This is a genomic window from Sandaracinobacter neustonicus, from assembly GCF_006385875.1.
Taxonomy (GTDB): domain Bacteria; phylum Pseudomonadota; class Alphaproteobacteria; order Sphingomonadales; family Sphingomonadaceae; genus Sandaracinobacteroides; species Sandaracinobacteroides neustonicus.
Genome location: NZ_VFSU01000034.1, coordinates 133,982 through 160,201, shown reverse-complemented (window position 1 = coordinate 160,201; position 26,220 = coordinate 133,982). Strand labels below are relative to the sequence as shown.

The window sequence follows — 26,220 nt, the reverse complement described above, 5'->3', positions numbered from 1 at the left end:
AAAGACCTTATGGCCGTCACCATCGTTCGGTATCTGTTTGAGCAAAAGACCTGCTGGGGCGTCGTGGACGGCCGGGACATCATCCCCGTGCCGCAGGACTTCGAGACGACCGGAGACTTCCTGCGCGGAACGACGCTGGACGGGCTGAAAGCGCTGGACGGGCCTCGCATCCCGCTCGACCGGGTGGCCATCCTCTCACCCGTCACGCGCAACCAGCGCTTCGTTTGTCAGGGCGCCAACTACCGCCAGCACATGATCGAATCCGGCCTCGACCCGGACACCAAACACTACAACATGATCTTCACCAAGGCCCCGAGCTGCATCGTCCCGGCCGACACCGACGTCGTGCGCCCCCGCCGGGTCCGCTTCCTCGATTATGAAGTGGAGCTGGGCCTGATCCTGCGGCGCGACATCAGCGGCCCGGTGACAGTAACGCCGGACAATCTGTTCGACTTCGTCGCGGGCGCGGTCATCGTCAACGACTATTCCGCGCGCGACATCCAGATCCCCGAAATGCAGTTCCACAAGGGCAAGAGCTTCCGCACCTTCGGGCCGGTCGGCCCGTTCCTGTGCCTGTTCGAGCGCGACGACATGCCGACCCTCGGGGATCTGGAACTGACGTTGTGCGTCAACGGCCAGGTCCGCCAGCAGGATAACAGCCGAAATCTGGTGTTCGGCCCCGAGGAGACGCTGACGGAACTCTCCGCCGTCCACGACTTCGCCACGGGCGACCTGCTGGCCACGGGCACTCCGGCCGGTTGTGCGCTGGCCGTGCCGTCGCCGGCCCGCCAGCGTCTGGGCGCCCTGCTGCCGGAAGCGATGAAGTGGAAAGCCTTCTTCAAAATCCAGTCGAAGCGAACCCAGTATCTGCAGCCGGGTGATGTGGTCGAGACGCGGATCCGCAGCGCCGACGGGCGCATCGATCTGGGCGTCCAGCGCAATCGCATCGTCGCGGAGGAACAGGCGTGACGGGCGTTGCGTCCATCGATGACGTTCGGGCCATCGAAGCCGAGGGCCCGCCTGCGGCATGGCCGCAAAGCACCTATGATCTTCTGCGGCAGGGCGCGGCGCTCGATCCCGATGCGCCCGCGCTGAGCTTTTTCCTGACAGTGCAGGACCATGTAAGGCCGGAAACCTGGACCTACCGGCAGCTGATGGCAGAGATCAGCCGGACCGCGAACGCCTTTCATGCGCTGGGGGCGACGCGCGACACGGTCATCGCCTTCCTCCTGCCCAATCTGCCCGAAACGCACTTCGTGCTCTGGGGAGGGGAAGCCACGGGCATTGTCCTGGCGATCAATCCGCTGCTGGAGCCCGAGGCGATCGCCGACATCCTGAATGCGGCGGGTGCGGCCATATTGGTCAGTCTTGCGCCGTTTCCGGATGTCGATCTTTGGGACAAGGTGCGGGCCGTGGCACCGAACGTGCCCACGTTGCGCCACGTCGTGCTCGTCAATCTGGCCGACCGCGTCAGAGGCCTGAAAGGGTTCGGCGCGCGCCTCCTGCAACGACGCACGATCCGCGAGGCCTGCGGCCCCGGAGGCTTGCGGGGCGCAGTGCCGTCCGCTGTCCGGGTTCACGATTTCCGTGCGCTGACGCGACAGCAGCCAGCCGACCATCTGGTCAGCGGCAGGCGGATCTCCGCGACCGACGCGTCCTCTTTCTTCTGCACCGGCGGAACGACGGGCGCGCCGAAGATCGCCATGCGACGCCACGGTGCCGAAACGGCCAATGCCCGGGCGATCGCGCGATTCATGGGCAACGGGATCGGACGCGGCAAGACGGTCTTCTGTGGCTTGCCGCTGTTTCACGTCAACGGCGTCATGGTCACAGGGCTCGTCCCCTTCTCGCAGGGCGCGCATGTCGTCTTGGGGACGCCGCAGGGCTATCGCGGCGAAGGCGTGGTGCCGCGCTTCTGGGAGATCGTCGAACGGCATCGCATCAACTTCTTCAGCGGCGTGCCGACGCTCTACGCCTCGCTTTTGCAGACGCCGATCGATGGGCGAAACATCGATTGCCTTGAGTATGGCCTGTGCGGTGCTGCGCCCATGCCGGTGCAGTTGATGCAGGATTTCGAGGCGCTTACGGGCCTCAGGATTCTGGAGGGCTATGGCCTGACTGAGGCCACCTGCGTTTCCAGCGTCAACCCGCCCGCCGGCGAACGGCGGGCAGGCTCCATCGGCCTGAGCCTTCCCGGCCAGCGAATGAAAGCGGTGATTCTGGACGAGGCCGGTGGCTATGTCCGTGACTGCGCGGTCGACGAAGTCGGGGTGCTGGTCCTCAGCGGCCCCAACGTCTTCAATGGTTATCGGCTCGACGCGCAGAACGCGGGCCTGTGGATCGACGCGGGGGACGGCCGGACGTGGCTGAACAGCGGCGATCTCGGACGGCAGGACGCGGAGGGCTATTTCTGGCTGACGGGCCGGAAGAAAGAGCTGATCATCCGCGGCGGGCACAATATCGACCCGGCGGCGATCGAAGAACCGCTGCACCGCCACCCCGCCGTGCAGATCGTTGCGGCGATCGGGCGTCCAGACCCCCGCGTCGGTGAGTTGCCGGTCGCCTATGTCCAGCTGAAGCCGGGAGCGGTGGCGAGCGAAAGCCAGTTGCTGCAATTTGCGCAAGCGCAGATCAGCGAACGCGCCGCTGTGCCCAAGGCGATCCACATCATCGATCAGATGCCGCTCACGCCGGTGGGCAAGGTGTTCAAGCCCGCGCTGAAACGCCACGCGATCCGTGAAGCGGCACTGTCGGAGCTTTCCGAAGCCGGGCTGCTGTTGCCCGAGCTGGAGGTCGTCGACGATCCGACGCGCGGGATGATGATCATGGCCGTCGCAGCAAGTGGATCGCAGGCCGAGACGGCCCGGCGCAGCCTCGGTCGCCTGCCGTTCAACCACGAAGTGCGACTGAGCGCATGACCGGCGACAAGGCCGTCAAGCCCGCTGTGCGGATCGCGGTGGTCAGCGGCGGCTCCTCGGGCATCGGCCGGGCCTTCGTCGCGCAACTGTTGGGCGAGGGCTACGCGGTCTATGCCTGCGGGCGCGACACCGGACGCCTCGGGCAATTGAAGGATGCGCTTCCGAAGGTGGAGGCCATCCCGTGCGACGTGACGGATCGCCCCTCTGTGCAGGCGTTCGCCACGATGGTGCGTGAAGCCCATGGCCGCATCGATCTGCTCGTCAGCAACGCCGGCGGCTCCCGCGAGGTCGATCTGGCGGGTCTGGACATGTGCGCCGACCTGACCGGCGAAATCAGGGTCAACTACGAAGGCGCGGTCAACCTCATCGCCGAGTTTCTTCCGCTCCTGAAGGCGGGCGCGCCCTCCTGTCTCATCGTTGTCGGGTCGGGCTATGGGCTGGTGCCGTCTGCACGCGTGCCCCTCTATTCGGCGTCCAAGGCCGCGCTGCACAGCCTGACCACGACCCTTCGGCGCACCCTTGCCCCGCTCGAAATCTCGGTGACGGAGGTCTGCCCCCCCGTCGTCGACACACCTTCCGTCCGGCATCGGAGCGTGCCGAAGATGCCGCCGCAGGACGTGGTCGCCCAGACACTGGCCGGCGCGCGCAAGGGCAAGCCCACCATATACCCCGGCAAGGTGAAGTTCCTTCCCCTGCTGAACCGGATCGCCCCGGCGCTGGCCGAGCGCATCGTGGCCGGAAGCTGAGCAACCGATGACCAATCTCACCGAAATCGAGACGGCGGTGCTCGTCGTCGGCTATGGCCCCGTCGGTGCTGCCGTGGCGTGCCTGCTCGGGCGCTATGGGATCGAGACGATCATCATCGACAAGGCCGAGGCGATGAGCCTGCAGCCGCGCGCCATCGCCCTCGACAACGAGGCGCTGCGCATCCTGCAGATGGCGGGCCTCAGCGACGACTCCTTTCCGCGCCTCGCCATTCCCTATGTGAAGATGCATTCGCCGTTCGTGGGGCAGTTCGGTCAGGTGAACACCGCCGGCGCCATCGACGGCCATCCAAAGCTCGTCACCTTCGCCCAGCCGGACCTGGAAGCCGCCCTGCGCAAGCGGGTCGACACCCTTGCAACGGTGCGTGTCCTGACCGGGTGCGAGGCGACGGCGATTACGGAAACTGAGGACGGCGTCGTCACGATGGTGCGCGACGGTCAGGGCCGGGCAACGCGCATTCGCAGCGCCTATCTCGTCGGGGCCGATGGCGCTACGTCGTTCGTGCGCGGCGTGATCGGGCAGAATTTCACGGGCCAGACCTATGCCGAGGACTGGCTGATCGTCGATGCGCTCGATGTGCCGTCGCCCATCGATCACATCGAGTTTATCTGTGATCCCAGACGTCCGACGCCGCATATGCCTGCGCCCGTCGGACGCGAGCGCTGGGAGTTCATGCTGAGGCCCGGCGAAACCCGCGAGATGATGGAAAGCGACGCGCGCGTCGCCGAGCTGTTGCGGCCGTGGCTCAGGCCCGATGAGTTGAAGATCGAACGGCGGGCCGTCTATCGCTTCCACGCCCGCTGCTGCGAGGCCTTTGCCCGCGGGCGGATCGTGCTGGCGGGCGATGCGGCGCACATCACGCCCCCCTTTGTCGGTCAGGGTCTGGTCGCCGGCCTGCGGGACGCGGCGAACCTGTCGTGGAAGCTTGCGGCAATCGTCAAAGGTGAGGCTCTCCCGCAGATCCTGACCAGCTATGACACCGAACGCCGCCCGCACGCGCGGGCGATGATTGGTCTCGCCAAGTTCATGGGCGGGCTGGTCATGCCCCGCAGTGCCCTGCAGGCCATCGCGGCGCACGGCCTGATGCGCGGGCTGCGCGGAGTTCCGATGCTGCGCCGGTTCCTCGACGAACTGGGCGTGAAGCCGCAGAACCGCTTTCGCGATGGCCTGTTTGTGAAGGGGCGCGGGGGCGGGCTGCTGGTGCGGGGCGCGCAAATCCCGCAAGGCTGGGTCCGGTTGCAGACGGGTGCGCTCGTGCGCAGTGACGAGGCGCTCGGGTCTTCCTTCTGTCTGGTGGGGTTCGGCGTCGACCCCGGAACGATGCTTCCGCCCGATCTGCGGCGGCTCTGGTCTGCGCGCGGCTATGGCCTCGTCCATTTCTGTCACGCGGGCCGCCCATGCGCAGGCCCCGGCACCTTCGAGGATGTCGACGGAACCTTGACCCCGAAGGCCGCGCCGATCGGTTGGGCGGCGATCGTGCGGCCCGACCGCGTGGTTCTTGTCGACGGACCGGCAAACACTGCTGCCGAACTGGTAGACGCTGCCCTGAATCTGCTCGGCGACACGCGGACGCACCCGGCCCGACCGGAGGATGCCGCAGTGTCAGGCCGCGGCGACGTCGCCCTTGCGTGAGCGTGTGGGCGGCGAAGGAAGCTCTCGCAACGGTGGCAGATCGCTGATCGCCTGTTCTCGCGCGGCCTCGCCGGGGACGCCGATTGCCCTGAGGACAAACTCCACCGCGTCCTGCCCCGCGTCACGCCAGGTTCTGTGGCCATCCAGCACCAGCAGTATTGCGCCCAGCACGCTGCCCGCGATGAAGCTGATGGCCGAGGGTATCTGGTCCGGCCGGAAGTGAAAGGCGCCACTTTGCTGACCGTTGGCCAGATCCTGCACCGGTTGCCCAAGCCAGAAGGCCTGAAGGGCCTGTTCGCTGATTGCAAAGCGCAGAAGGAAGCGGCCCCAATCGGGCTCTTCGTGCGCGCGGCGGATGTAGAAACGAATGGCCAGCGCGAGGCGGCGGGTGGGATCGCTGACGCCCTCGGAACTGATGGTGATGCGATCATTCATCTCGTCGGCCAGTTCGCTGGCGATCTCCCGAAAGAAGGCGTCCGTCGATTCCAGATTGTTGTGCGCCGTGCCGCGCGCGACCCCGGCGGCCTGCGCCAGTTCGCTCATGGAGACCTGGGTCGATCCCTTTTCGGCGAACAGACGAATTGCAGCCTCGCGCATTCGGCGGCGTGCTGAGGTCATCGCGCGTCTGGGTTGGGGTGTCATCAGTCGGGATTATTAAGCGGATGGCAATGTGACGCGCTATTGATATTTTTGATCATATCTGTCTAAACATAACATAATTAGTCTAATGCAAGATTTTGGGGAGAAAATGGCTTTTTCACCGACGCGCACCGCGTTTCCCGCGCCCGTCGACGTCGGCTGGCCGCTTCGGTTCCGCGCGCGGGCGGATGGAGGCCGTGATCGACCCGCAACGGGTGACGGAGGAAAGCCATGAGGCTCTGGTCGCGCCGAAAGCTGCTCGCGGGCGCGGGTGCGCTGACAGTCGCAAGCGCCGCGGCGGTGTGGATGGCGACCCGCCCGGCCGGTCAGCCCAATCTTCGGCTGCCTGTCGCAAAGGGCGCGAAACCCTATAATATCCTTCTGGTGACCACCGATCAGGAACAGGCCTGGTCGCTGCTGCCCAAGGGGTTCATCGAGCGCCACTGCCCCGGTCGTGCCCGGTTGCTGCGGGAATCTCTCTCGTTCACCCGCGCCTTCACGCCGTCGCCGGTCTGTGCGACCGCGCGGGCGATCCTCTACACCGGCCAGCATTCCCAGCGGAACGGCGTGTGGGAGAATATGCCGCTGCCCTATGCGCCGGAGTTGAAGACGGACGTGCCGACACTGGGCACGCTGATGCGCGCGGCCGGTTATCACGCCGCCTATTTCGGCAAGTGGCATCTGAGCAAGCTCCATGGCCCCCGCCGCAAGGCGCTGTCCGAGGCGGAGGTTCAGGCCGAAATCCTCAGCTATGGCTTCGATGAGACGGGGACCGGCCACGAGATCGACGGCCCCCTTGGAGGGCATGACGAGGACGGCCAGACGACCGACAAGGCCGTCGCCTTTCTGGAGCGGCAGAAGTCGGCGCAGACGCCATGGTTCGCCGCCGTCAACATCCTGAACCCGCACGACATCATGTACTACACGTCCGGCCCGAAAATGACCGCGACGCGCAAGATCCTCTACCCCGATGCGCTTTCGCGTCCGCCGGATACGCCGCTCTACCGGGAAGCGCTCGGCTATCCGCCGCCCGCCAACTTCGGGCCAGTCGCGCCCGGTAGCCAACTGCCTGCCGCAGCGGAGTATGCGCTGACGGACGAGTATGCGCTGGGCCAACTGGATATGCAGGACAGCGCAGCCGCCGCAGAGTTCGTGAACTACTACTACAACTGCATTCGCGAGAGCGATGCCCACATCGTGCGCCTGCTGGATGCGCTGGACGCCAGCGGACAGGCCGACCGCACCATCGTGGTCCTCACCGCCGATCATGGCGAGATGCTGGGCGTGCACGGAATCAGGGGGAAGGGCGTTCTTCCCTATCGGGAGGCGACGCAAATCCCGCTGCTGGTGCGGCACCCGTCGCGGCCGGGCGGGGTTTCCACCCCCACGCTCGCCAGCCATATCGACATGGTTCCGACATTGCTGGGGCTGGCCGGCGTTGCGCCGGCAGCGGTCCGGCAGGACGTTCCCGAACTCGTCGGGCGTGACCTCAGCACCGTGATTCTCGATCCGGCGCAGGAGGACCCGCGCCAGACGGGCGACGGGCTTCTGCTGCACTGGACCAGCCTGATCTATCAGGACCATCTGGCGTCCCTCGCCTTCGAGGAAGCGCGCAAGCGCGGGCAGGCGCTCAGCCTGACAGCGCTGGTCAAGCCGGAGTTTCGCGGTGTTTTATCCAAGCGGGGCCAGATGCGCGGGGTTTTCGACGGGCGATACAAGTTCGCGCGCTACTTTGCGCCGACTGGTCACAACACCCCGCTTGCGTGGGAAGACCTTGTCGCGCGCAACGATCTGGAACTTTACGATACCGAAACGGACCCGGGCGAAACCCGCAATCTCGCGGCGAACCCGGAAGCGGCCCGTGATCTGATCCTGCTGATGAACGCCAAGCTCAATCGGCTGATCGCGCGGGAGATCGGCATCGACGACGGCCGGCATATGCCCGGCCCGGACTTCATCTGGCGCGCCTGACGCCGCCCATGACACGGACAAACGCATGAGCCCTTCCCCACCAAAGGCTTCCGGGCGGATCGACGTCCACCATCACCTGCTGCCCCCTGCCCTGCTGGAGGCGCTGGCCCGGCACGGCATCTCCGACATGGCCGGAGGGCCGGTTCCCAAATGGAGCCCGCAGCAGTCGCTGGACATCATGGACCTGCATGGCATCGGAACGGCGATCACCTCCGTCTCCGCGCCCGGCGTCCGCTTCGCCGACGAGGCCGCAGCCCGGTCTCTGGCGCGCGCCTGCAACGAGTTTTCCGCCGACATGGCCGCGCGCCATCCGGGCCGCTTCGGATCGTTCGCCATCCTTCCCATGCCGTTCACCGCCGCCGCGTGCGCAGAGGCCATCCATGCGCTGGATGTACTGGGCGCAGACGGCGTGGTGCTTCTGGGCAGCGTGGACGGCGTCTTTCTGGGCGATCCACGCTTCGAGGAACTGATGGCAGAGCTGGATCGGCGCTCCGCAGTGGTCTTCATCCACCCGAACCTCCATCCGAGCAGCGAGACGCTGGGCCTCAACATGCCCGGATTCCTGATGGAGTTCCTGTGCGACACCACGCGGGCCTCGCTCAACCTGATCCTGATGGGCGTGCCGGAGCGCTATCCGCGAATCCGCTGGATTCTGGCCCATGCCGGCGGCTTCCTGCCCTATGCGGCGTGGCGACTGTCGCTGGCCAATATGATGCCGGCCTTCGCCGAACGCGCGCCGCAAGGCGTGCTGACCTATATGCGCCGTTTCTACTTCGACACGGCGCTCTCGCCGTCTCCATTCGCGATGGCGGCGCTCGGGCAACTGGTCGATCACAGCCACATCCTGTTCGGCAGCGACTTTCCCTTCGCCCCTGCGCCTGTCACGGCCCTTCAGGTCAAGGAGGTCGACACTCTGCCCCTGTGGGACTCGCAGCAGCGGAGCGCAGTCTGTCGGGCGAACGCACTGTCGCTGTTTCCCCGCTTCGCCGCACCGGGAGAGACCCCATCGGCCCCGGAGGTGCATCGGCCACAGACGTTGAAGCAGCGTGTCCGAGGTGCGGCTCTGCGGCCGATCCTGCGTTTCGTAGACCGAACGCGAAACCGCTGATCAACACGCCGCCCCGGCCCCCGGACCGCTGAGGCACCAAGAAATCGGGATGAAACAATAGGCACGCGGCTGCTGGCCTCTCATCGACGGCCTTGCCGGTGCATATAGCAGTGGCGACGGCAACACCGTCATCCAGATCAGGAGAAGTCCTTATGAAGACATGGTTCATCACCGGCGTAAGCTCCGGCTTTGGCCGGGCGATTGCCGATGCGGCGCTGGCGGCTGGCGACCGGGTGGTCGGAACGCTGCGCGGCGAGGAGCAGCAGGCGGCCTTCACGGCACTGGTCCCCGGCCGGTCGTTCGGCATCATTCTGGATGTGACCGACGAGCCCGCCATCCGGCCGGCGATCGACCGGGTGGAACGCGAGGTCGGCCCGATCGACGTTCTGGTGAACAACGCGGGCTACGGCCATGAAGGCACGTTCGAGGAATCGACGATGGCAGACCTGCGCCGCCAGTTCGAGGTGAATGTCTTTGGTGCCGTCGCGGTGGCGCAGGCGGTGCTGCCCGCCATGCGCAAGCGTCGCGCAGGGCATATCATCAACATCACTTCGATGGGTGGCCTGATCACGCTGCCCGGCCTCAGCTTCTACCATGGCTCCAAATTCGCGCTGGAGGGGCTTTCCGAAGCGCTGGGCAAGGAAGTGAAGGGGCTGGGCATCCATGTGACGGCGGTAGCGCCGGGTTCGTTCCGCACCGACTGGGCCGGGCGCTCCATGAACCGCGCCCCGCGAGCTATCGCCGATTATGATGCGCTGATGGACCCGATCCGCGAAAAGCGGCTTGCCATGAGCGGCAAGCAGATCGGCAATCCCGCAAAGCTGGGCGAGGCGGTGGTGAAGCTGGTGAGCAGCGACAACCCGCCTGCGCACCTGCTGCTGGGCTCGGACGCCCGCACGCTGGTGGACCGCAAGCTGGCCGAACTCGCGGCGGAATATGACGCCTGGGATGCGCTGACCCGCTCCACCGATTTCGGCGACGAAAGCGCCGCCGCCAACAGCTGGGCCTGACCTTCATCCTGAAAGAGGATCGACCATGACCCAGCCTGATGCAAGTTTACGAAGGCCACGTGCGATCTTCGAGGCGTGCAAATCCTGCTCGGCCATACCAATATCGAAATGCCGTCAGATACCTCGGCGTAGATGTCGATGACGCCCTGACACCGTCCGAGCGAACCGAAATTTGAAAACTCCGGCTTCCCAATATCTCCGGGAAGCCGGTTTACCCGTATGAACGACCGGAGGGTATCAGCGAGCGAGTGCAAAAGCGGAAACGGCGGCGATGTCGGCGGCGAATACCGCGACGCCGATTTCAAACTCGCTGACGCGGTCGGGAGATCCTTACGCCAAGCGCTCGAACCAGCTCGATCGGCTGCTTCAGTTCGCTCGAGAATCATGCTGCCACGCAGTACGATCGCCCACGAGTTTATCGTGAGCACTATAAGCGGGTTTTCGAGTCAGTTTAAACCGGTCTCGACAATAAGGGTGGTGGTCCCGACTGGAGTCCAAGATGTCTTTGTTATCAACAGGTTGGGTTGGCTAATTTTGCCTTCTCGCTCGTTGAAATCGTTAGAGAATTTTGCGGACTGTCTATCGCGGCAGCCGGCAGAATATGAGCATTCGTCTCATGAACATCGCGTGGGAAAGCGAGATGTCGGGGAACGACAAGCTCGTGCTGCTGGCGCTGGCCGACTGGGCGAACGATGATGGCTATTGCTGGCCGTCGATCCCGAAGCTCTGTTTCAAAACGCGAGCCAGCGAACGGACGGTGCAGTCGATCATCAAGCGTCTTGTCGACGCCGGCCATGTCACCCGCCAGGAACGCCCGGGGCGGGGCTGCATGTACCTCGTCCACCCCCGCAATAGTTGCACCCCCGCAGATTCTGCACCCCCGCAGGTTTTGCCGCCGACCCCCGCAGAAGTTGCGGGCAATACATTTAAGAACCACCATAGAATCCCCCTTACCCCCTTTCCGGCGGCGGAACGCCGATCACGGCAGGAACGGGCAAAGCCGCCACCTGACGAGCCCATCTGCACCGAAGTGGCGGGCGAGAGCGCTGAGGCCGCCGAGTTCAGACGTCAGGCCCTGACGGTGATCGGAGAGGGTGCCTACCGCAACCTGCTCCAGCCCTGCCAGGCCATGCGCGTGGGGGAGCATCTGTTGTTGCTGGTGCCCTCCGAGACGTTGCGGAGGGTCATTCTCAATCGACAGCAGGAACTGGGCCGGATCGCGATCGCCACCGGCTTCGCAGGGCTTCGCGCGCAAACCCTGCCGTCTGGCACCCAAGCCGTAACCCATTCTCGAGCCGCTTCTGACGGCAGCTTCGCAGGAGGTCCGCTGTGACGCTGTGCACTCATCAGCGGGCATGAGCCCCCTGGGCAACGGTGCTATTGCAGCCATGTTCGAAAGGGCCGGGCGATGCCGCCTTTCGAGAGGAGGGAGCCGTGCCAGCATCCGCTTTCCCAAGCCCGATACGCATCTTCCCTCCATCAACTGGTGCGTAGAAAATGCACACACCACGCTACCCATGAGTGGCAAGGGTTATGAGGCAACTCGTTGTAATTGCTCGCATCTAGTCTCTACGTCGAGTTCTAGGCACGGAGGAGAAGCTGGGTGCAAGCTTTGCACACGGCCGGCAGCTTCACTAGAAGCCTTCTATATCAAACAGATAGCGTGTGTTCGTCTCCGTGGTCTTCGCATGTCGCCCTCCCGTTCCGCGCCCTGCGCGTCAGGTGCTCAGGCGGGAGAATCCTGATGGCACAGATCAACGTGAGCTACGATGATCGGCTCGTCGCCGGCATCGACCGCGTGGCGGCGGCACGCCGTCAATCCCGCGCGGACCTCCTGCGCGCAGCCGCACAAGAGGTTGTGGAGGCACATGATGCAGGCCGGCTTGCGTTCCAGGCCGACGACGGGCCGCGTATCGATACGAGCCTGAGCACATTGGTGATCCAGGTCCGTGAGTTGATCATGGAACTGGATCGATCTCAGCGTGCAAATCAGCGGCACGATAAGCGGCGTCTTGAAGAGTTTGTGGCCAGCGAACAGGCAATACAGGCGGCACGGGAGCATCTTACTGCCCGCATCAACGAGATGAATCGCCAATCTTACCAACCCTTCGTCGAGAAGGTGAGGGAGGTTCGCGCAGAGGTCGAGGCAGCAAATGACCGCCTGATTGAGGCGCAGAAACCAGTGCTGGATCAGGTCAGCGAGCAGCTTGAAGCCGTTCGCGTGGCTGCGACTGCGCCGCGTGTTCAGCACAACCTGATTCTGGGCGATGATCGTGTGCTGTCGCTCCGCTTTCTGTCAGTCTGCGCGGCGATGGTTGGCGTCGTGTCGACGTTGGTGTTCCTGCTTCTGGCTGGTCAGGTCCAGCCTTTGGCGGTGCCAGTGGCGAACCGGCTGATTGCGGACGACGAACATGTCTGCCGGATGATCAACCGGAGGTTTGGCGTTGATGATTGCACGATGCCCAAAGAACGGCGGCAGAGCGCTCTTCGCGCGATCAAGGCAGCGGACCGGTGATCAACGTCACCGCCCTGCGATCCGCTGCTGCAGCTTCCAGCTACTATCGAGCCGACAACTACTACAGCACAGGGGAGGCAATCGACGCCAGCGCATGGTATGGGGCCGGTGCGCAGAAGCTCGGCCTTGTTGGAAGAGTGGACGAACAGGTGTTCGCTGAGGTGCTGGAAGGCCGACTGCCCAATGGCGCGGTGATCGCCGCCCCGAGAGGTGATCACCGGCCCGGCACTGACATCACCTTCTCCGCGCCAAAATCTCTGTCGCTGCTGGCGCTCTTGGCAAAGGATGAGCGGCTGACGATCGCCTTCCGGGAATCGGTGTCTGCAACACTGACATGGGCTGAGAAAAGCCTGATCGAGGCACGGGTCTGGAACTCCGACATGCAGGCTCAGCAGGTGGAGAAGACCGGCAATCTGGTCGCCGCCACATTCCTGCACACGGTCAACCGCAATCAGGAACCGCAGCTGCATGTGCATGTCGTGCTGGCGAACGCCACGCTCGCGTCGGACCAGAAGTGGCATGCTATCCGGAATGACGAGCTCTACAAGAACCAGCATCAGTTGGGCGCCATCCACAATGCGGAGCTGCGCAGCCGCGTGGAGGCGCTGGGCTATGAGACGGTCCCGGCAAAAAATCCTGTCGGTGGCGCGTTCGAGGTCAAGGGTGTCTCCCGCGAGGTGGTTGAAGCCTTCTCCACCCGCCGCAGTGAAATCCTCGAGGCTCTCGCCAAGGGCGACCGAGGTAGCCCGCGCGAACGGGAACTCGCGGCCCTCGCGACCCGGCAAGCGAAAAACCCGGAGTTCAGTCCGGAGCAACGGCAGGCGCAATGGCTGGAGACAGCGGAGCGCGTCGGGTTCGATGGCCGTGATTTGATCGCCGATGCTATTGTCCGTAGCGCCCGCCAGCAAACCATCTGGTCAAAGGCATTGGAAAATGCGCGTGGTATCGGAGTGCGAGGCTTGGCGATCGTGTCCGCCATGGGCCTGACGCCGAGGGATGGCGATCCGCTGGTGCCGGAACGGTTGGGTCGGCTTGACCCTCGCGCTTATGCTGCGGCGCAGGCGGTTGCATCCGCCGCGCGCGAACTTGGTGAGCGCGAAGCGGCGTTCGATCGCAGTGATCTCATCCGCGCGGCATTGGAACGTGGCGGGCCAGTGACCGTAGCGGATGTAGAAGCACGCATTGCGCACCTGACCGGGCGTGGGCTGCTGTTAGGTGGCGAGCGGCTCATGACCACGGAATCGGCATTGTCGCTGGAACAGCGGGTGATCACCTTGGCGCATGCGGGCCGTGATGCCGTTCCACCGCTGGCGACGGGGGTTGAGACCGGGCCGCGCCTGCAGCAGGCGGCGCGCGACTTGGGTCTGCGTCGGCTCAACCCGGGGCAGGAGCAGGCGGGGGTGGATATCCTGCAGTCCACCGATCGGGTGGTGCTGGTGCAGGGCGGCGCCGGCGTCGGCAAATCCGCTGCGCTGATATCGGTCGCGCACCTGCTGAAGGCGGAAGGACGAAGCGTGTTCGCGTTGGCCCATGCCGGCCGCACCGCCCGGGATCTTGGTGCGAAGCTCGATGCGCCCACCTCCACGGTTGACAGCTTCCTTGGCAAGTTCAGTCGCGTGCTCGATGGCTCGGCAAGCACCGAGCAGATGGCCAGAGGTCACGATACGTTGTCCGGGTCCGTCATCATCGTCGACGAGGCGTCGCAAATCGGCAATGAGCGCCTTGCCCGCCTGATCGATCTGTCCAACCGGGCGGAGGTGGCGCGGTTGATCCTGGCCGGCGACGTGAAGCAGTTGCCAGCCATTGAAGCCGGAAAGCCGTTCGAGCTGTTGCAGACGCATGCGGTGTTCACTTCTACCATCACCGAGAACCTGCGCGCCCGGTCACCGCAAATGTTGGCGCTAAACGCCGCGCTGGAGAACGCGGATATGGCGCGGGCGTTCGAGGTGCTGAAACCGGATACCCGTGAAGTACCGTTCGCGAAGGGGCCGGAGACAGCCGCGAGGCTATGGGCTGGATTGTCAGCAGAGCAGAGAGACAAGACGCTGTTGCTCGCCTCCGGCAGGGCCATGCGAACGGCCGCCAATGTGGCGGTCCAGCAAGAGCGCATCGCACGTGGGGAACTGGGAGGACAAGGTCAGCGGTTCGACACACTCGACCGCGTGACCATCACCCGAGAAGGCGCCCGGCAGATGAAGGGCTATCAGCCGGGCCGGACCGTTGAGTTCCGCACCAGCCTGCCGAGCCAGGGGTTCGCGCGCGGGGATCGCGGCGAGGTGTACGGGGCGGACGATGGCAAGGTTCAGCTCCGCATGGCCGATGGAACCGTTCGGCAGTACCAGCCCGACCGGCTGCCCCGCAACCTTGCCCATGATGCGGTCTCGATCTTCGAGCCAAAGACCATCACGCTGTTTGAAGGCGACCGCATCCGCTGGACCGACAATGACCGGGAGCGCGGCCTGTTGAATGGCGATATCGCGAACATCGAGAAGCTGGATCGGAACATGGTGTCAGTGCGCACCGTCAATGGCGACCGTCACACCCTCGCCCGAACCGACCCGATGCTGGAACGGCTCGATCTGGCCTATGCCGTGAACGTGCATGTTGCGCAGGGTATGACCGCCGAACGCGGCATCATCCTGATGAGCGAGCGGGAGAAGATGTTGAACTCCACCCGTTCATTCCTGGTCGCCATCACCCGGATCGCCGAACATGCGACGCTGGTGGTTGATAGTGCCAGAGGGCTGGAACGCTCGGTGGCCGGCAACGCTGGTGACAAGACGTCGGCGATCGAGGCGGTCAATAGCACTGTCCTCCGGAAATCACCGGAACGGGAACCCGATATCACCAGTTCACTGGGACAGACGAGGCAACGGGACGTTGAGCGGTAGCATCTCACTTTGGAATTATCGCGCATCTGAGATGCGAGATAATTCTTGCATTTCACGGCCCGACAATGAAATTATCACGCATCTGAGATACGGGATATGCCGATGACCATCCATCTGGTTGGCGAAACGATCGATGCCAAGCGCGCGCACCAACGGGCGCAGGCGGGCGAACTCGTTCAGCTCGTGCGAGGCATCTATGTCGACAGGCAGGCCGATGCCGATGCCGCGATTCTGGGCCATGCGGTCCGCATCGCGCACTATCTCTATCCCAACGCCTATCTGTCGTCGGCAAGCGCTGTACTTCTCGCGCCGACGCCGGACGGACGGCTGTTCATCAGCGGTCGCCGCAACCAGCGGACCCGGCTGCGCAGCCTGGAGATCGTCCAGAACGAAGCGCCCCCGCATCCCTCGACGGCGACAGCGGCGGTTGGCGATGAGCTGGGAGAACTCCGCATCAACGTGTCGTCACCACGACAGCGGTTTCTGGAAGCCTTTCGCCTGCGCAGCGAACATGCCAGCGCGATCACGGCGCAGATGCGTGTGCAGATGGCCGCGCGCTTGGTCGAAGAGCACGGCACGCCGAAGCAGGCGGCCGATGCAGTCTGGGCACTGGCGCGCGAGAATGGCTGGTATCGAGAGGGTGAAGGGGCCGAACGCTTTCTTCTGGTGCAGCCGGGAGCGGCCAAGGTGCCCGCCAACAAGGCCGCGCTCGATCTGCTGATTGCCTGGCATGGCGAGCCTCTGGGTCGCCTGATGCATGATGGCTTTGAGTGGCGCTGGAAGCCGGCCCGGCGCTCAGGCCCGGCCCTGGTCCGCGAGACCACACCGGGCAAACTCCCGGCCTTTATCGAATCGCTGCTGCCGGAAGGCTGGCTGGCACAGGTGCTGCATGAGCGCGACGACCGCGAGGCGCTGAAGCGCGGGCGGCGCTACATGTCCAATGTCACCGTGGTTGAGGCGCGCGATGAACTGGCAGGCCTGCCGGCGGATATCCTGACGACCAGACTGGCGGGTTTCGTCGAGGGGGGGCGCTTCACCGGCCGCTATGAGGGGCCGACGCGCGGTGTGATCGAGGAGAGTTTCGAGCAGAACCTCGCGCGCATCTTTGCCCGGGCCGAAACGCCTCGGCTGTCGGGCGTCCAGATCAAGGGGCCGATGCACCTTGCGGCCGATGGCGCCCTCTTGCCGGCGATCGACCTGCCATTCACGCATATCCTGAAGCCCGCAGGCGCCGCCGGCTTCGAGATGCTGCCAATCGTCGAATGGCTCTGTCTGGAACTGGGCCGCGCCGCCGACTTTGCCGTGCCGGAGGTCGCGCTGACGCCGATGCCGGACGGCATGTCGCCCGCGCTCGTGGTTGAGCGCTTCGATATTCGCCATGGCCCGGACGACCAACGGCGGCTTGCACTGGAAGATTTCTGCTCCGTCCTCGATCTCCCGGCCTCGGCAAAATATGACGGCACCATCGAGCGCATGGCGCGCGGATTGCGGCCTCTCTCCACCGATCCTGCAGCAGATCTCGAGATCCTGTTCCGCCGCGCAGTGTTCGCCTGGCTGATCGCCGATGGCGATATGCACCTCAAGAACCTCGCGCTGCTCAAGATCGCCGAGCCGGGTGGGAGGGCGTTCACCTCGGTTCGGTTCGCGCCGCTCTATGATGCGGTTACCACGCGGGTCTTCCCTGGCCTGGGCGGAGACCGCATGGCGCTGAAGCTCAACGGCAAGGATGATCGCCTGACGCGGGGGGATTTTCTGGCAGCAGCGCGGACCATCGGGCTGGCCGAGGGGAAGGCAGATGTGGCCATGACCGAGCTCGTTGAACTGGTCGCGGCAGCCGCGCCCGCCCTACGTCTGCCCGCGTTCGCGGCTGAGTTGGAGAGTGTGCGGACAGTTCGGGACAAGATGACGACGCTCATCGCAGATCGCTGCGCGGGGTTGGAGATCAAACCGTAAACGGACGGTCCAAACGTAGCCATCCGGCGAAGGCCGCGGAACGGCGATATTTTGTGGTTAGCCGCCAGTCGCCGGTGATCGGTTTACCCATGCTCGTACCTGGTCTGTGGCTTCATCGAGCATCGTGGAAAGGGTCTCGGTTGCGCCTTCCCAGCACTGTTTGAATTCGCTTTCATCGTCAGTATCGACGGATCGAGCGAGCACAGCGACATGACCACCAAGAGGAGGATTAATCGAGATTTGGAAGCATTCGAATGGGCGCAAACCAGGCAAATAGGCAAACCTAGCAGGTCGGCCTGCCCATTCTGTGAAGAGCTTTTTCACTGTCGCCGCTGCCCAAACGTCAATGATCGGATCCACTTCGGCATAGGGTGACATGGCATGAGTTTGCTGCATCTAACGAGTGTCCGCAAGTGGGGCTTGCCGCGATGCTTCTGACTGGAGCTTGGGCGCCTTGCCCGGAGTTGCCGAAGTTCAGCGACTGAAGATCAGACTTTTGAGGTTCGCCAGTTCCAAGGCAGCAGCTCGCCAAGCTTGCTGACCGGGCAATCCGCGATCCGCGCCAGCACATCGGCAAGCCACGCCAGCGGATCGACATCGTTGAGCCGGGCGGTCTGGATCAGCGTGTAGAGCACCGCCGCCCGCTGGCCACCGCGGTCGGACCCGCAGAACAACCAAGCCTTCCGCCCCAGCGGCACGCAGCGCAGCGCGCGTTCGGCCGCGTTGTTGGTGAGGCAGATACGGCCATCGTCTAGGAAGCGGGTAAAGGCGTCCCAGCGCCGCAGCATGTAGTTGATGGCCTTGGCGAGATCATGGTTGCGCGACAGCTTGGCGAGCTGGCTGGTCAGCCAGGCGTGAAGCTCGGCCATCAACGGCGCGCTCAGCTCCTGGCGGACCGCGAGCCGGTCGGCAGCGGACTTGCCGTTGATACCGCGCTCGATATCGAACAGCGCATCGATCCGCTGCACCGCCTCCAGCGCGATCGGGTAGATCATGCCGGTCCGCTCGTTGCGGCTCCTGCGCCGGGCCGCGGCCGCGACATCGGCCAGCTCGAAGAACTTGCGCCGCGCATGGGCGAAGCAGCCCGCCTCGAGCACGGGGCCGGGCTGGCGCCCCTCCGCATAGAGTTCGCTGTACCCGCCGTAGGCATCGGCCTGCAGGATCCCTGACCACGACGCGAGATGCGCCCGGGGATGCTCGCCTCTTCGGTCGCGCGAGTAATGGAACAATGCCGCCGGCGGATCGGATCCGGCGAAGGGCCGATCATCGCGGACGTAGGTCCAGAGCCTTGCCGTATCGGTCTTGCCCTTGGCCATCACCGGCACCGTCGTATCGTCGCCGTGCAGTCGCTCGGCGGCCAGCACATGGGCCTCGATCAGCCGGTAGAGCGGCATGAGGGCAAACGTTGCCGCGCCGACCTGGTCGGCCAGGGTCGAGGTGCTGAGCGGCACGCCCTCGCGGGCGAAGCGCTCGGCTTGGCGGTTGAGGGGCTGGTGCTGGCCGTACTTCTCGAACAGCAGCATGGCGAGGAAGCTGGGGCCCGCCCATCCGCGCGGGACCACGTGGAAGGGAGCGGGTGGCTGGGTGATCGTCTCGCAGTCCCGGCACGAGAACCGCTCGCGCACGGTCTGAATCACCTTCCATGAGCGGGGGATCACCTCGAGCGTCTCGGTCACGTCCTCGCCGAGCTTGGACAGCCGCTCGCCGCCACAGGCGGGGCATGCACAGGGCGCCGGGATGACGACCCGCTCACGTGGCAGATGATCGGGGAATGGCTTGCGCGAGGGGCGCTTGCGCTCGAACGCGGTCACGCTGGTCGCCTTCGCTATGGCGGCCTCGGCAGCCAGGTCATCCTCGGTCGCATCGGCCTCGAGGTCTTCGAGTTGCAGTTCCATCTGCTCGAGCAGGTGGCGGGTACGTTCGGCGCTGGTGCCGTATTGCGCCCGCTTCAGCTTGGCGATCTGGAGCTTGAGGTGGGCGATCACCGCCTCGGTGGCGCTCTCGCGGGCCTGGGCATGGGCGAGCCGGGCCTCGGCATCATCCGCCCGCCGGGTCGCCGCCGCCAGCAGCGCCTTGAGCGCTGCGACGTCGTCCGGAAGGGGCGTGAGGGTGGCTTCCACACCGGAGAGTGAATCACCGCCGGGCCCCCGAAGCAAGCCGGAAATGCTGAGCTTTGCGCCTATCCGGCGCTGGCCGGGCGCCACGAGTACTGCGGGTTGCGCCAGTCGATGCCCTCGAGCAGGCAGGCCAGCTGCGAGCCGGTCAGCGAGACCATCCCGTCCTTCGCCGAGGGCCAGACGAAGCGGCCCTTCTCGAGCCGCTTGGCGTAGAGCGACATGCCGATCCCGTCATGCCAGATGATCTTCACCAGCGATCCGGCCCGGCCGCGGAAGACGAAGAGGTCCCCGCCATGGGGATTGCGCTCGAGCGCCTGCTGCACCAGCAGCGCCAGGCCCTGCATGCCCTTCCGCATATCGGTGTGCCCCATCGCCAGCCACACCCGCGCCCCGGCAGGGATCACCGCAGAGCCTTCAGCACGGCGACCACTTGCGCCGGCAACGCCGAAGGAAACACGCTGATCCGCTTGCCACGGGCCAGGTCGATGACCATCGCCGGTGCTGTTCCGGCACAGGACCCAGCACCCTCATCGACGACCACGGCCTCGGCAAAGGCTGGCACGGGCGGCTCGCTGGCCTCCGCCTCGGCATGGGCCTGCCGCAGCTTGCTCCGCCAAGTGTAGATCAGCGAGGTGGAGATATCATGCCGCCGGCAGACCTCCGCAACGCAAGCCCCCGGCGAGAACGCCTCGGCCAGCACACGCAGCCGTTCCTCCTCGCTCCACCGCCGGCGCCGTTCCGGCCCCGCGAACACCGTGATCTGGCTCATCCACCGCTCCTAAGCGCACGCACAAGAGCACGCTTAACAGCGCTCACTCAGCGGTCGGGCAAGGCGGGGCTCGCCGGATGGGTACGTCCAAACGAGACCGCACCTGCCAGAACACAGGACCATGACGTCGGGTGCGGGCGGCCTGCCAGCAGGCCGAGAGGAGAGAGGGGGGCTTCGTGGCTGATCATCATCAGCCGGAAGGAGGCTCGTCATGGCCGGAATGCGCAAAAAACACACGAGGCCCGGACTTCATACGATCATCGAGGATATGGCGGAGCGCGTCGGTCAGCAGGCGGACGGTGCAACCCATGTCGTCTACGTCATCCTCGATCCCACACAGCCTGATCCGTTGGGCCAGTTCAAGGCGTTGCCAATCTATGTCGGGGTCTCAAGGCGGATCCGTCGCCGGGTAAAGCAGCATTTTCGATGCGCGGCTTACAACGAGTTTGGCAACAAGGTGATCTACCGGCGGCTGAGAAATTTGCTGCTGCAGAACGTCGTGGCGGAGATCGAGGTCATCGAGCGTTTTGATACCAAGCTCGATGCGATGATCGCCGAGACCGTGCACGCCCAGCGTCTGCTGAAGGCCGGATACATACTCTGCAATCGCTGGTTCTTTCAGCGCTACATACTGACCGAGCGCGAGATGGAGAAGGTCGTCGACCGGATCCGATATGCCGCTGCCATGGAGGCGGCAGGATGGGATTAGCGGCGGCCTCGTCGGACACCGCGTAATTGATCTAGCCACCCTCCTGGATGGTGCGGAAGTTGCCTTGGCGCTTCAACGCAGGAGGGTGGCCGGATGGTTCGGTTACAAAGCGGGAATGAGGCGAGATCGCCGGCTAAGAATCAACCGAAAGAGCTCGGCTTGGTACAGTGCATCGTGGAGTGCATCGTGATCACCGTCGAGTTGGGGATGAATTTCTTCCGCGATGCGGCTTGAGCGGGTGTCCGCCCAAGTGCAGCCCGACAAGCCCATCCAGAGCGCTTTGATGTCCAGGGCGGTGAATCCGAACGGGTTTTCGCCGGTGAACTTGTGGAAGTAGTAGTTCACGAACGACCAGTCGAACGGCGCGTTGAACCCGACGAAGACCGGCGTGCTGTCGCCCGCGACCTCATCGATCCAAGCGCGGAATCGATGCATGGCCGCCTCGGGTTTCGTTCCCTCCCGCTGAAGCCGGTCCAGTGACATCCCCGACACCTCCAGCGCCTCCGGCACGAACCTAGCGTTGATCGGCTTCAGCTCACACGCGAACGTCGCAGACGGGTCGGCCACGACGCAGGCTCCGATCGAGAGCATGCTGTATTCGCCTGGAATGGGGCCCGCCGTCTCTACGTCGATCGAGATGAAGGTTTCCTGCTTGGACGTGCTCACGCGATCAATTCCTCCACGGTGACGAGCGGCGGACGGTTGCGGACCGCCTCCCAGTGCTCGCGGAACGCCTTGCGGCGGTCTTCGGCGGTACCGTCGGTCTTCCAGTGGTGCCCCGCAAGCGTCTTGATGTCGAATGGCGTGTCGGAGCCGTCACGCGCAGTGACGATCGTAGGGATGGACCGCCCAAGCGCGTAGCCGAGTTCGAGGAAGCAGTTGGGCCGCGACCCGGTGATGTCGGCGACCACGACGCTTGCCCGGTGGAGCTTGGCGAAGATCTCGTCGTCGATGCGCGCGTGATCGTACGCCTGGCGACCGTCGATAACGGTTAGGCGGTAGCCGAGATCGCCCTCGATCACCGGCTGCACGACGGTGTCGAAGAACCCTTGGACAGCCGCGAACTCGTTGTGGTCGGGCGCCAAGAGGCGGACCGCGAACGCCCTCGGCCGCTCCAAGCTCTCGAGCAAGCCGACCAGGACGGTGACCCTGTCCTGCACCGACTGACGGGCCGGGAAGCGGATGCGGTTGATCCAGTCGTGCGAATCCCCGCCGTTCGCGATCTGGAACAACTTGCGGCTGTTGCCGCTCGCTTCACCGAAGGAATAGAGGCGGCGGCTGCCCTCGTTTTCCGACGTGATCGGCAGGTTCAGCGGGATCACCGGCTTGCCTGCGGCATGATAGAGGTCGGCGAGGAACCGCACCCCCTCATTGCCACCGAGCGCGATCAGGATGTCGCCGTACCGCGCCTGCACCTCCATGCGCTTGCTGTTCATGTTCCAGCGCGCGGCGCTCTCCATCCGGACCACGGGCGAATCCCGCATCTCGTCCCACAGCGCATGGAACTCCTCCGGAATCTGGTCCTCGTTCTTGTGGTGCTGGACCGCGACCGCGAGTGGTACCGGAGCGCTGGCTGGGCGGGTCGAGATCGTGTCCCTGATCGTCTGCCAGACGAGCCAGTCGAAGCAGATCGGCTGTCCGTCGTCGCGCTTCGGCTCGGCGTCGACCGGGACGACGAACGTCGCGCCCAGCTTCATGAGGGCGCGCACCAGCCCGGACACCATCTCGCGCGCCACGGCGACGTCGTCCAGGGACGCGAAAGAGGGATCCTTGGAGATGCTGCCGGCAATGTGGATGCGGCGGCCAAGAAGGGGGGAGCGGGCCATCAGCGGTCGTCCATCACGCGCGACCCGGCCATCTCGGTGGCGGCGGCGCGCAGATGTTCGTAGCGGAGCGGGCCGTCGGGGAAGGCCTTCGCCATTGCGGCGGGGTAAAAGCGGGTGCGGAAGTCCGAATAGGTCCAGCCGGGCTTCGCCTGGATCGGGCCCGTCAGCTCGACCAGTTCGCCGATCTGCGCCGGAGTGATGTCGAGGCCGTCGAGGTCCATTTCGAGCAGCGCGCGGCGTTCCACGTCGGTCGGCCGGTCGAACCGGTCGACGATGGCGGCGCGGCGCAGCAGCGCCGGATCGAGGACGCTCAACCGGTTGGTGCAGAGGATCACGACGATGCGCCCCTTGTAGCGGCGCAAGTCGTCGATGCCCTGGATCAGGGTGTTCACCGCGACCTTGTCCTCGTGATGGCTGTGCTCCTGCGTGCGGGCCGCGGCGATGCTGTCGCCCTCGTCGATGACGAGGACGGCGCGCCGCGTCTTGCCGACCGACGTAGTGACGCGCTTGAGGGCCTCGGCGAGCAGTGTGGTCATCTCGCCGACCTTGCCGCTGCCGCGCACGCGGTTGGACAGCCGGAAGATCGTCGCGTCCTCGGAACGGGCCTCGGAGAGCAGGCGGTTGGCAATGCACTCGGCCATCGCCGTCTTGCCGGTGCCGACGTCGCCGTGGAACACGACCAGCGGATACTGGTCGGCGACGAGGTGGGTAATCGCGAGCGGCCGGCTGTGGTGGCGCTGGCTCCAGTCGCCGAGCTTGTCGGCGGCGAGGAGCAGTCGCAGCTGATCGTGCACGCGGGCGTAGCGTTCTTGGAACCCGAGAAGCGTCCCGGCGCGCTGCGCAAGGCCCGCGTCCGGCACGACGGTCTCGCTGTCGAAGATATCGGTCTGGTTCACTTCGTCCAATCCTTACGCTTCAGCCCGTACGAGCCGCTGGTATAGTTGCGCCCGCCGCCATCGTTGAGGCTGGCATGGCTGGTGTCGTCGTAGTTGGTGGACCAGGTGAAGTGGAGCTTGCTGCCCATCGCCTGGCGCGCATCAGGGTCGTAGGTACTCGTGTAGTAAACCACGATGCGGAGCGTCGGGGATGTCACCCGAGGCCACATTACATTGCCCGGCCGGCTTGAGACGAGCCCGCCCGCGTCCGTGTCGACGGTGTAGCGCGCGGCGCAAACCTCTGTTGCAAAGTCGAGCAGAGTCACGTCGACGGAGGCCAGGTATCCCTTCTTGGCCAGCAGTTCGATGTCGTGAACGTAGTTCGCCACGTCCTCGCTCGAGATGGCCCCGGTGCTGTCGGCGATCATCTTGAGGTCGGCCTGGAAGCGCCGCACGACGTTCTGGATGTCGGTGGTGCTGTAGGTCTCGGTGGTGGTGGTCGTGTTCATCACTGGTCCTCCGTCCGGAACTTGGGGCCGAAGAGTTCCTTCCACACCGCGTCATCGTTCTCGATTGACGCGAAGTTGGCAGTTTCCCAGGCTTCGTGGGCCGCTTTGACGATTGCCTTGCGCTCGGCCTCGGAGATCCGGCTGGCGACGTTGTTGGTGTTGCACACCGGATCAATGATCACGACTGGATGGCTGAAGGAGGGAATTGACGAGCCGTTCTCCGGGAAGGTGATGACCTGCTTGAGCTCCGACTGCGCGATGTAGAGGAGGAAGTCGCGGAAGCGCTGCTCGATGCTCGTCGGCTTGCCCAGGGTGTCCTGCAGGTGCGCCATGATCAGCTCGACGTGGAACGACTTGAGGCCCTTCACCTCGGCCCGGCGGCTCCAGCGCTTGCCCAGCCGGACCAAGGTGCGGAAGTCGGGATCTGTCTGCTTGCGCTTGTAGACGAAGTTCACCTGACACGGCGCGCAGGTGTGGGTCTTGCTGCCGTCGCGGATGTCGTACTGCCAGCCATATTCGGAGGCCTCATCGTCTTGGATCACCGGCACGATGTCGACCGACAGTCCCGAGCCCACGAACGCGACGGTCGCCGCCTTCGACTGGATGGTGAAGTCCTCCACCGACTTATTGGGATATTGCGCCTCCAGCAGCTTCGTGATGTCGGCCGTCAGCGTCTCGATCGTCTCGACCGTCGCGTCCTTACCCGAGATGTAGAACACCACATCCACGTCGACTGGATCCTCGGTCGTCTTGCGCAGGATGGTGTGCTTGGCGAACGAGCCCGCCTTGACCACCTTCGTGATCTTGATCTCGGTCTTGTCCCGGACATTCTTGCGCAGGTTTTCGATCAGGCGATCGACCTGCGCATTGTATTCGGTCCGCTTGTCCTTGGGCAGGCGGAGCACGTTATAGTCGTAGTATCGCAGCTGTGTATTGTTCAGCGGCATTGAAGGCCCTTTCGCGTTTCCCTGTGCGATCCCGCCAGACACGATTCCTCGTTCCCGGAAGCGGGGTGCCGCCGGGTGAGGAATCGATTGACACGATTCGCCTATGGGGATAGAAATTACACGGGACTTATAACGTTGTCCATATACTTTCTATCCCTATCCGGAGCGTAGTTCATTGGGACCTGCAAGTAAGATCAAGTGGGGCGTCGAGCGACGGCTCGAGTTCATCGAATTCCGCCTATTTTGGGAAGGCGGCGTGCGTCGTTCCGACATAATGACGACGTTTGGCGTGTCAGAACCGCAGGCCTCGAAAGACCTGACACTGTATCAGGAGCGTGCGCCAGAAAACGCCGTTTACGACAAAACCTCTAAGCGGTACGTGGCTGGTCCTCACTTCAGCTCCGTGTTTCTCACGGAGGGACCGTCGGAATATTTGGTTCGGCTCCGATCGTTCGGAGAGGGCTTGATGGAGCCGGCCGAGACTTGGCTTGGCTCGCCACCCGAAATAGATATCGTGCTCAATCCAGCTCGTGACGTCGATGCTGGTTGTCTGCAGTCCGTTTTAAACGCCGTGCGGGAGAAGCGTTCGCTGGAAGTTCGATACCAATCCATGAGCGCGCCTGATCCCGGTTGGCGGCGGATAACTCCGCACGCATTCGGATTCGATGGCTTCCGCTGGCATGTGCGAGCATACTGCCACAAAAGCGAACGTTTTAAGGACTTCCTCATTCCACGCATAACCGGAGCGCGCGATTTCGACGGGCCGGGTCTCGGTGGCGACAGCGACAAGATGTGGAACGACCGGTTCGTTGTCGTAATTGGCCCACACCCTGGACTGAGCCAGAATCAGCGGACTGGTGTTGAAAAAGACTATGGAATGGAAGGTGGGACGAAAGCACTCGAAGTCCGATACGCGATGTTGTTCTATGTGCTGAAACGACTTGGGCTTCTCGACAATCCGGCGGGCAAACCAGCGAGAACGCAGCACATTATTACGATCAACGCAGAGCAGACCGCCGAGGCTATGCGCAAGGCTGATTGGGCGCTCTAGCTCTTGAGCCAGCAA

General features: G+C 64.4%; 23 protein-coding genes. 13 read left to right on the top strand and 10 right to left on the bottom strand.

Annotated features, from left to right (window positions below; genetic code table 11):
* The first annotated feature begins 9 nt into the window (after positions 1–9).
* The 4 genes from FJQ54_RS16050 to FJQ54_RS16035 are packed head-to-tail and all read left to right on the top strand — an operon-like array spanning position 10 to position 5,315.
* On the top strand, positions 10–969 hold the full coding sequence (locus FJQ54_RS16050; RefSeq protein ID WP_140929423.1) for a fumarylacetoacetate hydrolase family protein: 960 nt from the start codon (positions 10–12) through the stop codon (positions 967–969).
* Entirely contained in the window at positions 966–2,918 is a 1,953-nt protein-coding gene (locus FJQ54_RS16045) for an acyl-CoA synthetase (protein WP_140929422.1), read from the top strand. The genes FJQ54_RS16050 and FJQ54_RS16045 overlap by 4 nt, the downstream gene beginning before the upstream one ends.
* On the top strand, positions 2,915–3,664 hold the full coding sequence (locus tag FJQ54_RS16040; RefSeq protein ID WP_140929421.1) for an SDR family NAD(P)-dependent oxidoreductase: 750 nt from the start codon (positions 2,915–2,917) through the stop codon (positions 3,662–3,664). The genes FJQ54_RS16045 and FJQ54_RS16040 overlap by 4 nt, the downstream gene beginning before the upstream one ends.
* A 7-nt stretch (positions 3,665–3,671) precedes the next feature.
* Entirely contained in the window at positions 3,672–5,315 is a 1,644-nt protein-coding gene (locus tag FJQ54_RS16035; RefSeq protein ID WP_140929420.1) for a bifunctional 3-(3-hydroxy-phenyl)propionate/3-hydroxycinnamic acid hydroxylase, read from the top strand.
* Here the strand turns inward: FJQ54_RS16035 and FJQ54_RS16030 are convergent.
* Positions 5,286–5,912 (bottom strand): TetR/AcrR family transcriptional regulator, encoded by a 627-nt coding sequence (locus FJQ54_RS16030; RefSeq protein ID WP_207790447.1) that lies wholly within the window; start codon positions 5,910–5,912, stop codon positions 5,286–5,288. The genes FJQ54_RS16035 and FJQ54_RS16030 overlap by 30 nt on opposite strands.
* Positions 5,913–6,185: 273 nt before the next feature.
* On the opposite strand from FJQ54_RS16030, the gene FJQ54_RS16025 reads away from it, so the two are divergent.
* From FJQ54_RS16025 to FJQ54_RS15990, 7 genes are all read left to right on the top strand, one after another.
* The gene (locus FJQ54_RS16025) at positions 6,186–7,925 is read left to right on the top strand and encodes a sulfatase-like hydrolase/transferase (RefSeq protein ID WP_140929419.1); all 1,740 of its coding nucleotides are present in this window, start codon (positions 6,186–6,188) and stop codon (positions 7,923–7,925) included.
* Between the two features lie 25 nt (positions 7,926–7,950).
* Positions 7,951–9,033, top strand: a complete 1,083-nt coding sequence (locus FJQ54_RS16020; protein ID WP_140929418.1) for an amidohydrolase family protein — start codon at positions 7,951–7,953, stop codon at positions 9,031–9,033.
* Between the two features lie 152 nt (positions 9,034–9,185).
* Complete coding sequence (locus tag FJQ54_RS16015; RefSeq protein ID WP_140929417.1) at positions 9,186–10,043, top strand: oxidoreductase; 858 nt, start codon at positions 9,186–9,188, stop codon at positions 10,041–10,043.
* Between the two features lie 601 nt (positions 10,044–10,644).
* The gene (locus FJQ54_RS16005; RefSeq protein ID WP_140929416.1) at positions 10,645–11,376 is read left to right on the top strand and encodes a helix-turn-helix domain-containing protein; all 732 of its coding nucleotides are present in this window, start codon (positions 10,645–10,647) and stop codon (positions 11,374–11,376) included.
* Between the two features lie 411 nt (positions 11,377–11,787).
* Positions 11,788–12,558 (top strand): ribbon-helix-helix protein, CopG family, encoded by a 771-nt coding sequence (locus tag FJQ54_RS16000; RefSeq protein ID WP_140929415.1) that lies wholly within the window; start codon positions 11,788–11,790, stop codon positions 12,556–12,558.
* On the top strand, positions 12,555–15,449 hold the full coding sequence (gene mobF / locus FJQ54_RS15995) for a MobF family relaxase (protein ID WP_140929414.1): 2,895 nt from the start codon (positions 12,555–12,557) through the stop codon (positions 15,447–15,449). Before FJQ54_RS16000 ends, mobF begins: the two co-directional genes overlap by 4 nt.
* A 102-nt stretch (positions 15,450–15,551) precedes the next feature.
* The gene (locus FJQ54_RS15990) at positions 15,552–17,402 is read left to right on the top strand and encodes a HipA domain-containing protein (RefSeq protein WP_140929413.1); all 1,851 of its coding nucleotides are present in this window, start codon (positions 15,552–15,554) and stop codon (positions 17,400–17,402) included.
* Positions 17,403–17,459: 57 nt separating this feature from the next.
* Here the strand turns inward: FJQ54_RS15990 and FJQ54_RS15985 are convergent, their stop codons facing one another.
* From FJQ54_RS15985 to tnpA, 4 genes are all read right to left on the bottom strand, one after another.
* Complete coding sequence (locus tag FJQ54_RS15985) at positions 17,460–17,780, bottom strand: hypothetical protein (RefSeq protein ID WP_140929412.1); 321 nt, start codon at positions 17,778–17,780, stop codon at positions 17,460–17,462.
* A 110-nt stretch (positions 17,781–17,890) separates the two neighbouring features.
* Positions 17,891–19,522: an IS66 family transposase gene (tnpC, locus tag FJQ54_RS15980; protein WP_140929411.1), complete on the bottom strand. Its 1,632-nt coding sequence runs from the start codon at positions 19,520–19,522 to the stop codon at positions 17,891–17,893.
* A gap of 59 nt (positions 19,523–19,581) precedes the next feature.
* Positions 19,582–19,923 (bottom strand): IS66 family insertion sequence element accessory protein TnpB, encoded by a 342-nt coding sequence (tnpB, locus tag FJQ54_RS15975; RefSeq protein ID WP_268920593.1) that lies wholly within the window; start codon positions 19,921–19,923, stop codon positions 19,582–19,584.
* A complete protein-coding gene (gene tnpA, locus FJQ54_RS15970) occupies positions 19,920–20,288 on the bottom strand; it encodes an IS66-like element accessory protein TnpA (protein WP_140929410.1) in 369 nt (122 codons plus the stop codon). The genes tnpB and tnpA overlap by 4 nt, the downstream gene beginning before the upstream one ends.
* Before the next feature lie 211 nt (positions 20,289–20,499).
* Here tnpA and FJQ54_RS15965 point away from each other — a divergent pair, with 211 nt between their 5' ends.
* The gene (locus FJQ54_RS15965) at positions 20,500–20,997 is read left to right on the top strand and encodes a GIY-YIG nuclease family protein (RefSeq protein ID WP_140929409.1); all 498 of its coding nucleotides are present in this window, start codon (positions 20,500–20,502) and stop codon (positions 20,995–20,997) included.
* A gap of 102 nt (positions 20,998–21,099) precedes the next feature.
* Here FJQ54_RS15965 and FJQ54_RS15960 read toward each other — a convergent pair whose 3' ends face one another.
* From FJQ54_RS15960 to FJQ54_RS15940, 5 genes are read right to left on the bottom strand one after another with little or no spacing between them, the layout of a single operon-like run.
* Entirely contained in the window at positions 21,100–21,663 is a 564-nt protein-coding gene (locus FJQ54_RS15960; protein WP_140929408.1) for a 3'-5' exonuclease, read from the bottom strand.
* The gene (locus tag FJQ54_RS15955; RefSeq protein ID WP_140929407.1) at positions 21,660–22,823 is read right to left on the bottom strand and encodes a hypothetical protein; all 1,164 of its coding nucleotides are present in this window, start codon (positions 22,821–22,823) and stop codon (positions 21,660–21,662) included. Before FJQ54_RS15955 ends, FJQ54_RS15960 begins: the two co-directional genes overlap by 4 nt.
* Entirely contained in the window at positions 22,823–23,719 is an 897-nt protein-coding gene (locus tag FJQ54_RS15950; RefSeq protein WP_140929406.1) for an AAA family ATPase, read from the bottom strand. The genes FJQ54_RS15955 and FJQ54_RS15950 overlap by 1 nt, the downstream gene beginning before the upstream one ends.
* Positions 23,716–24,207 carry an HORMA-1 domain-containing protein gene (locus FJQ54_RS15945; RefSeq protein WP_140929405.1) on the bottom strand — a complete coding sequence of 164 codons (492 nt, stop codon included), beginning with the start codon at positions 24,205–24,207 and terminating at the stop codon, positions 23,716–23,718. Before FJQ54_RS15945 ends, FJQ54_RS15950 begins: the two co-directional genes overlap by 4 nt.
* Complete coding sequence (locus tag FJQ54_RS15940; RefSeq protein ID WP_140929404.1) at positions 24,207–25,154, bottom strand: CBASS oligonucleotide cyclase; 948 nt, start codon at positions 25,152–25,154, stop codon at positions 24,207–24,209. Before FJQ54_RS15940 ends, FJQ54_RS15945 begins: the two co-directional genes overlap by 1 nt.
* 175 nt (positions 25,155–25,329) lie before the next feature.
* Between FJQ54_RS15940 and FJQ54_RS15935 the strand changes: the two genes are divergently transcribed.
* Positions 25,330–26,205, top strand: coding sequence for a WYL domain-containing protein (locus tag FJQ54_RS15935; RefSeq protein WP_235890500.1), 876 nt, complete (start codon positions 25,330–25,332; stop codon positions 26,203–26,205).
* Positions 26,206–26,220 lie beyond the last annotated feature (15 nt).

Coding starts and splice junctions, on each gene's coding strand:
- FJQ54_RS15945 (WP_140929405.1), bottom strand. CDS start 24,207: ATGAACACGACCACCACCACCGAGACCTACAGCACCACCGACATCCAG.
- FJQ54_RS16030 (WP_207790447.1), bottom strand. CDS start 5,912: ATGCGCGAGGCTGCAATTCGTCTGTTCGCCGAAAAGGGATCGACCCAG.
- FJQ54_RS16000 (WP_140929415.1), top strand. CDS start 11,788: ATGGCACAGATCAACGTGAGCTACGATGATCGGCTCGTCGCCGGCATC.
- FJQ54_RS16035 (WP_140929420.1), top strand. CDS start 3,672: ATGACCAATCTCACCGAAATCGAGACGGCGGTGCTCGTCGTCGGCTAT.
- FJQ54_RS15965 (WP_140929409.1), top strand. CDS start 20,500: ATGGCCGGAATGCGCAAAAAACACACGAGGCCCGGACTTCATACGATC.
- FJQ54_RS15990 (WP_140929413.1), top strand. CDS start 15,552: ATGACCATCCATCTGGTTGGCGAAACGATCGATGCCAAGCGCGCGCAC.
- FJQ54_RS16015 (WP_140929417.1), top strand. CDS start 9,186: ATGAAGACATGGTTCATCACCGGCGTAAGCTCCGGCTTTGGCCGGGCG.
- FJQ54_RS15955 (WP_140929407.1), bottom strand. CDS start 22,823: ATGGCCCGCTCCCCCCTTCTTGGCCGCCGCATCCACATTGCCGGCAGC.
- FJQ54_RS16040 (WP_140929421.1), top strand. CDS start 2,915: ATGACCGGCGACAAGGCCGTCAAGCCCGCTGTGCGGATCGCGGTGGTC.
- FJQ54_RS15940 (WP_140929404.1), bottom strand. CDS start 25,154: ATGCCGCTGAACAATACACAGCTGCGATACTACGACTATAACGTGCTC.
- FJQ54_RS16050 (WP_140929423.1), top strand. CDS start 10: ATGGCCGTCACCATCGTTCGGTATCTGTTTGAGCAAAAGACCTGCTGG.
- FJQ54_RS15985 (WP_140929412.1), bottom strand. CDS start 17,780: ATGTCACCCTATGCCGAAGTGGATCCGATCATTGACGTTTGGGCAGCG.
- FJQ54_RS16020 (WP_140929418.1), top strand. CDS start 7,951: ATGAGCCCTTCCCCACCAAAGGCTTCCGGGCGGATCGACGTCCACCAT.
- tnpA (WP_140929410.1), bottom strand. CDS start 20,288: ATGAGCCAGATCACGGTGTTCGCGGGGCCGGAACGGCGCCGGCGGTGG.
- FJQ54_RS16025 (WP_140929419.1), top strand. CDS start 6,186: ATGAGGCTCTGGTCGCGCCGAAAGCTGCTCGCGGGCGCGGGTGCGCTG.
- FJQ54_RS16005 (WP_140929416.1), top strand. CDS start 10,645: ATGAGCATTCGTCTCATGAACATCGCGTGGGAAAGCGAGATGTCGGGG.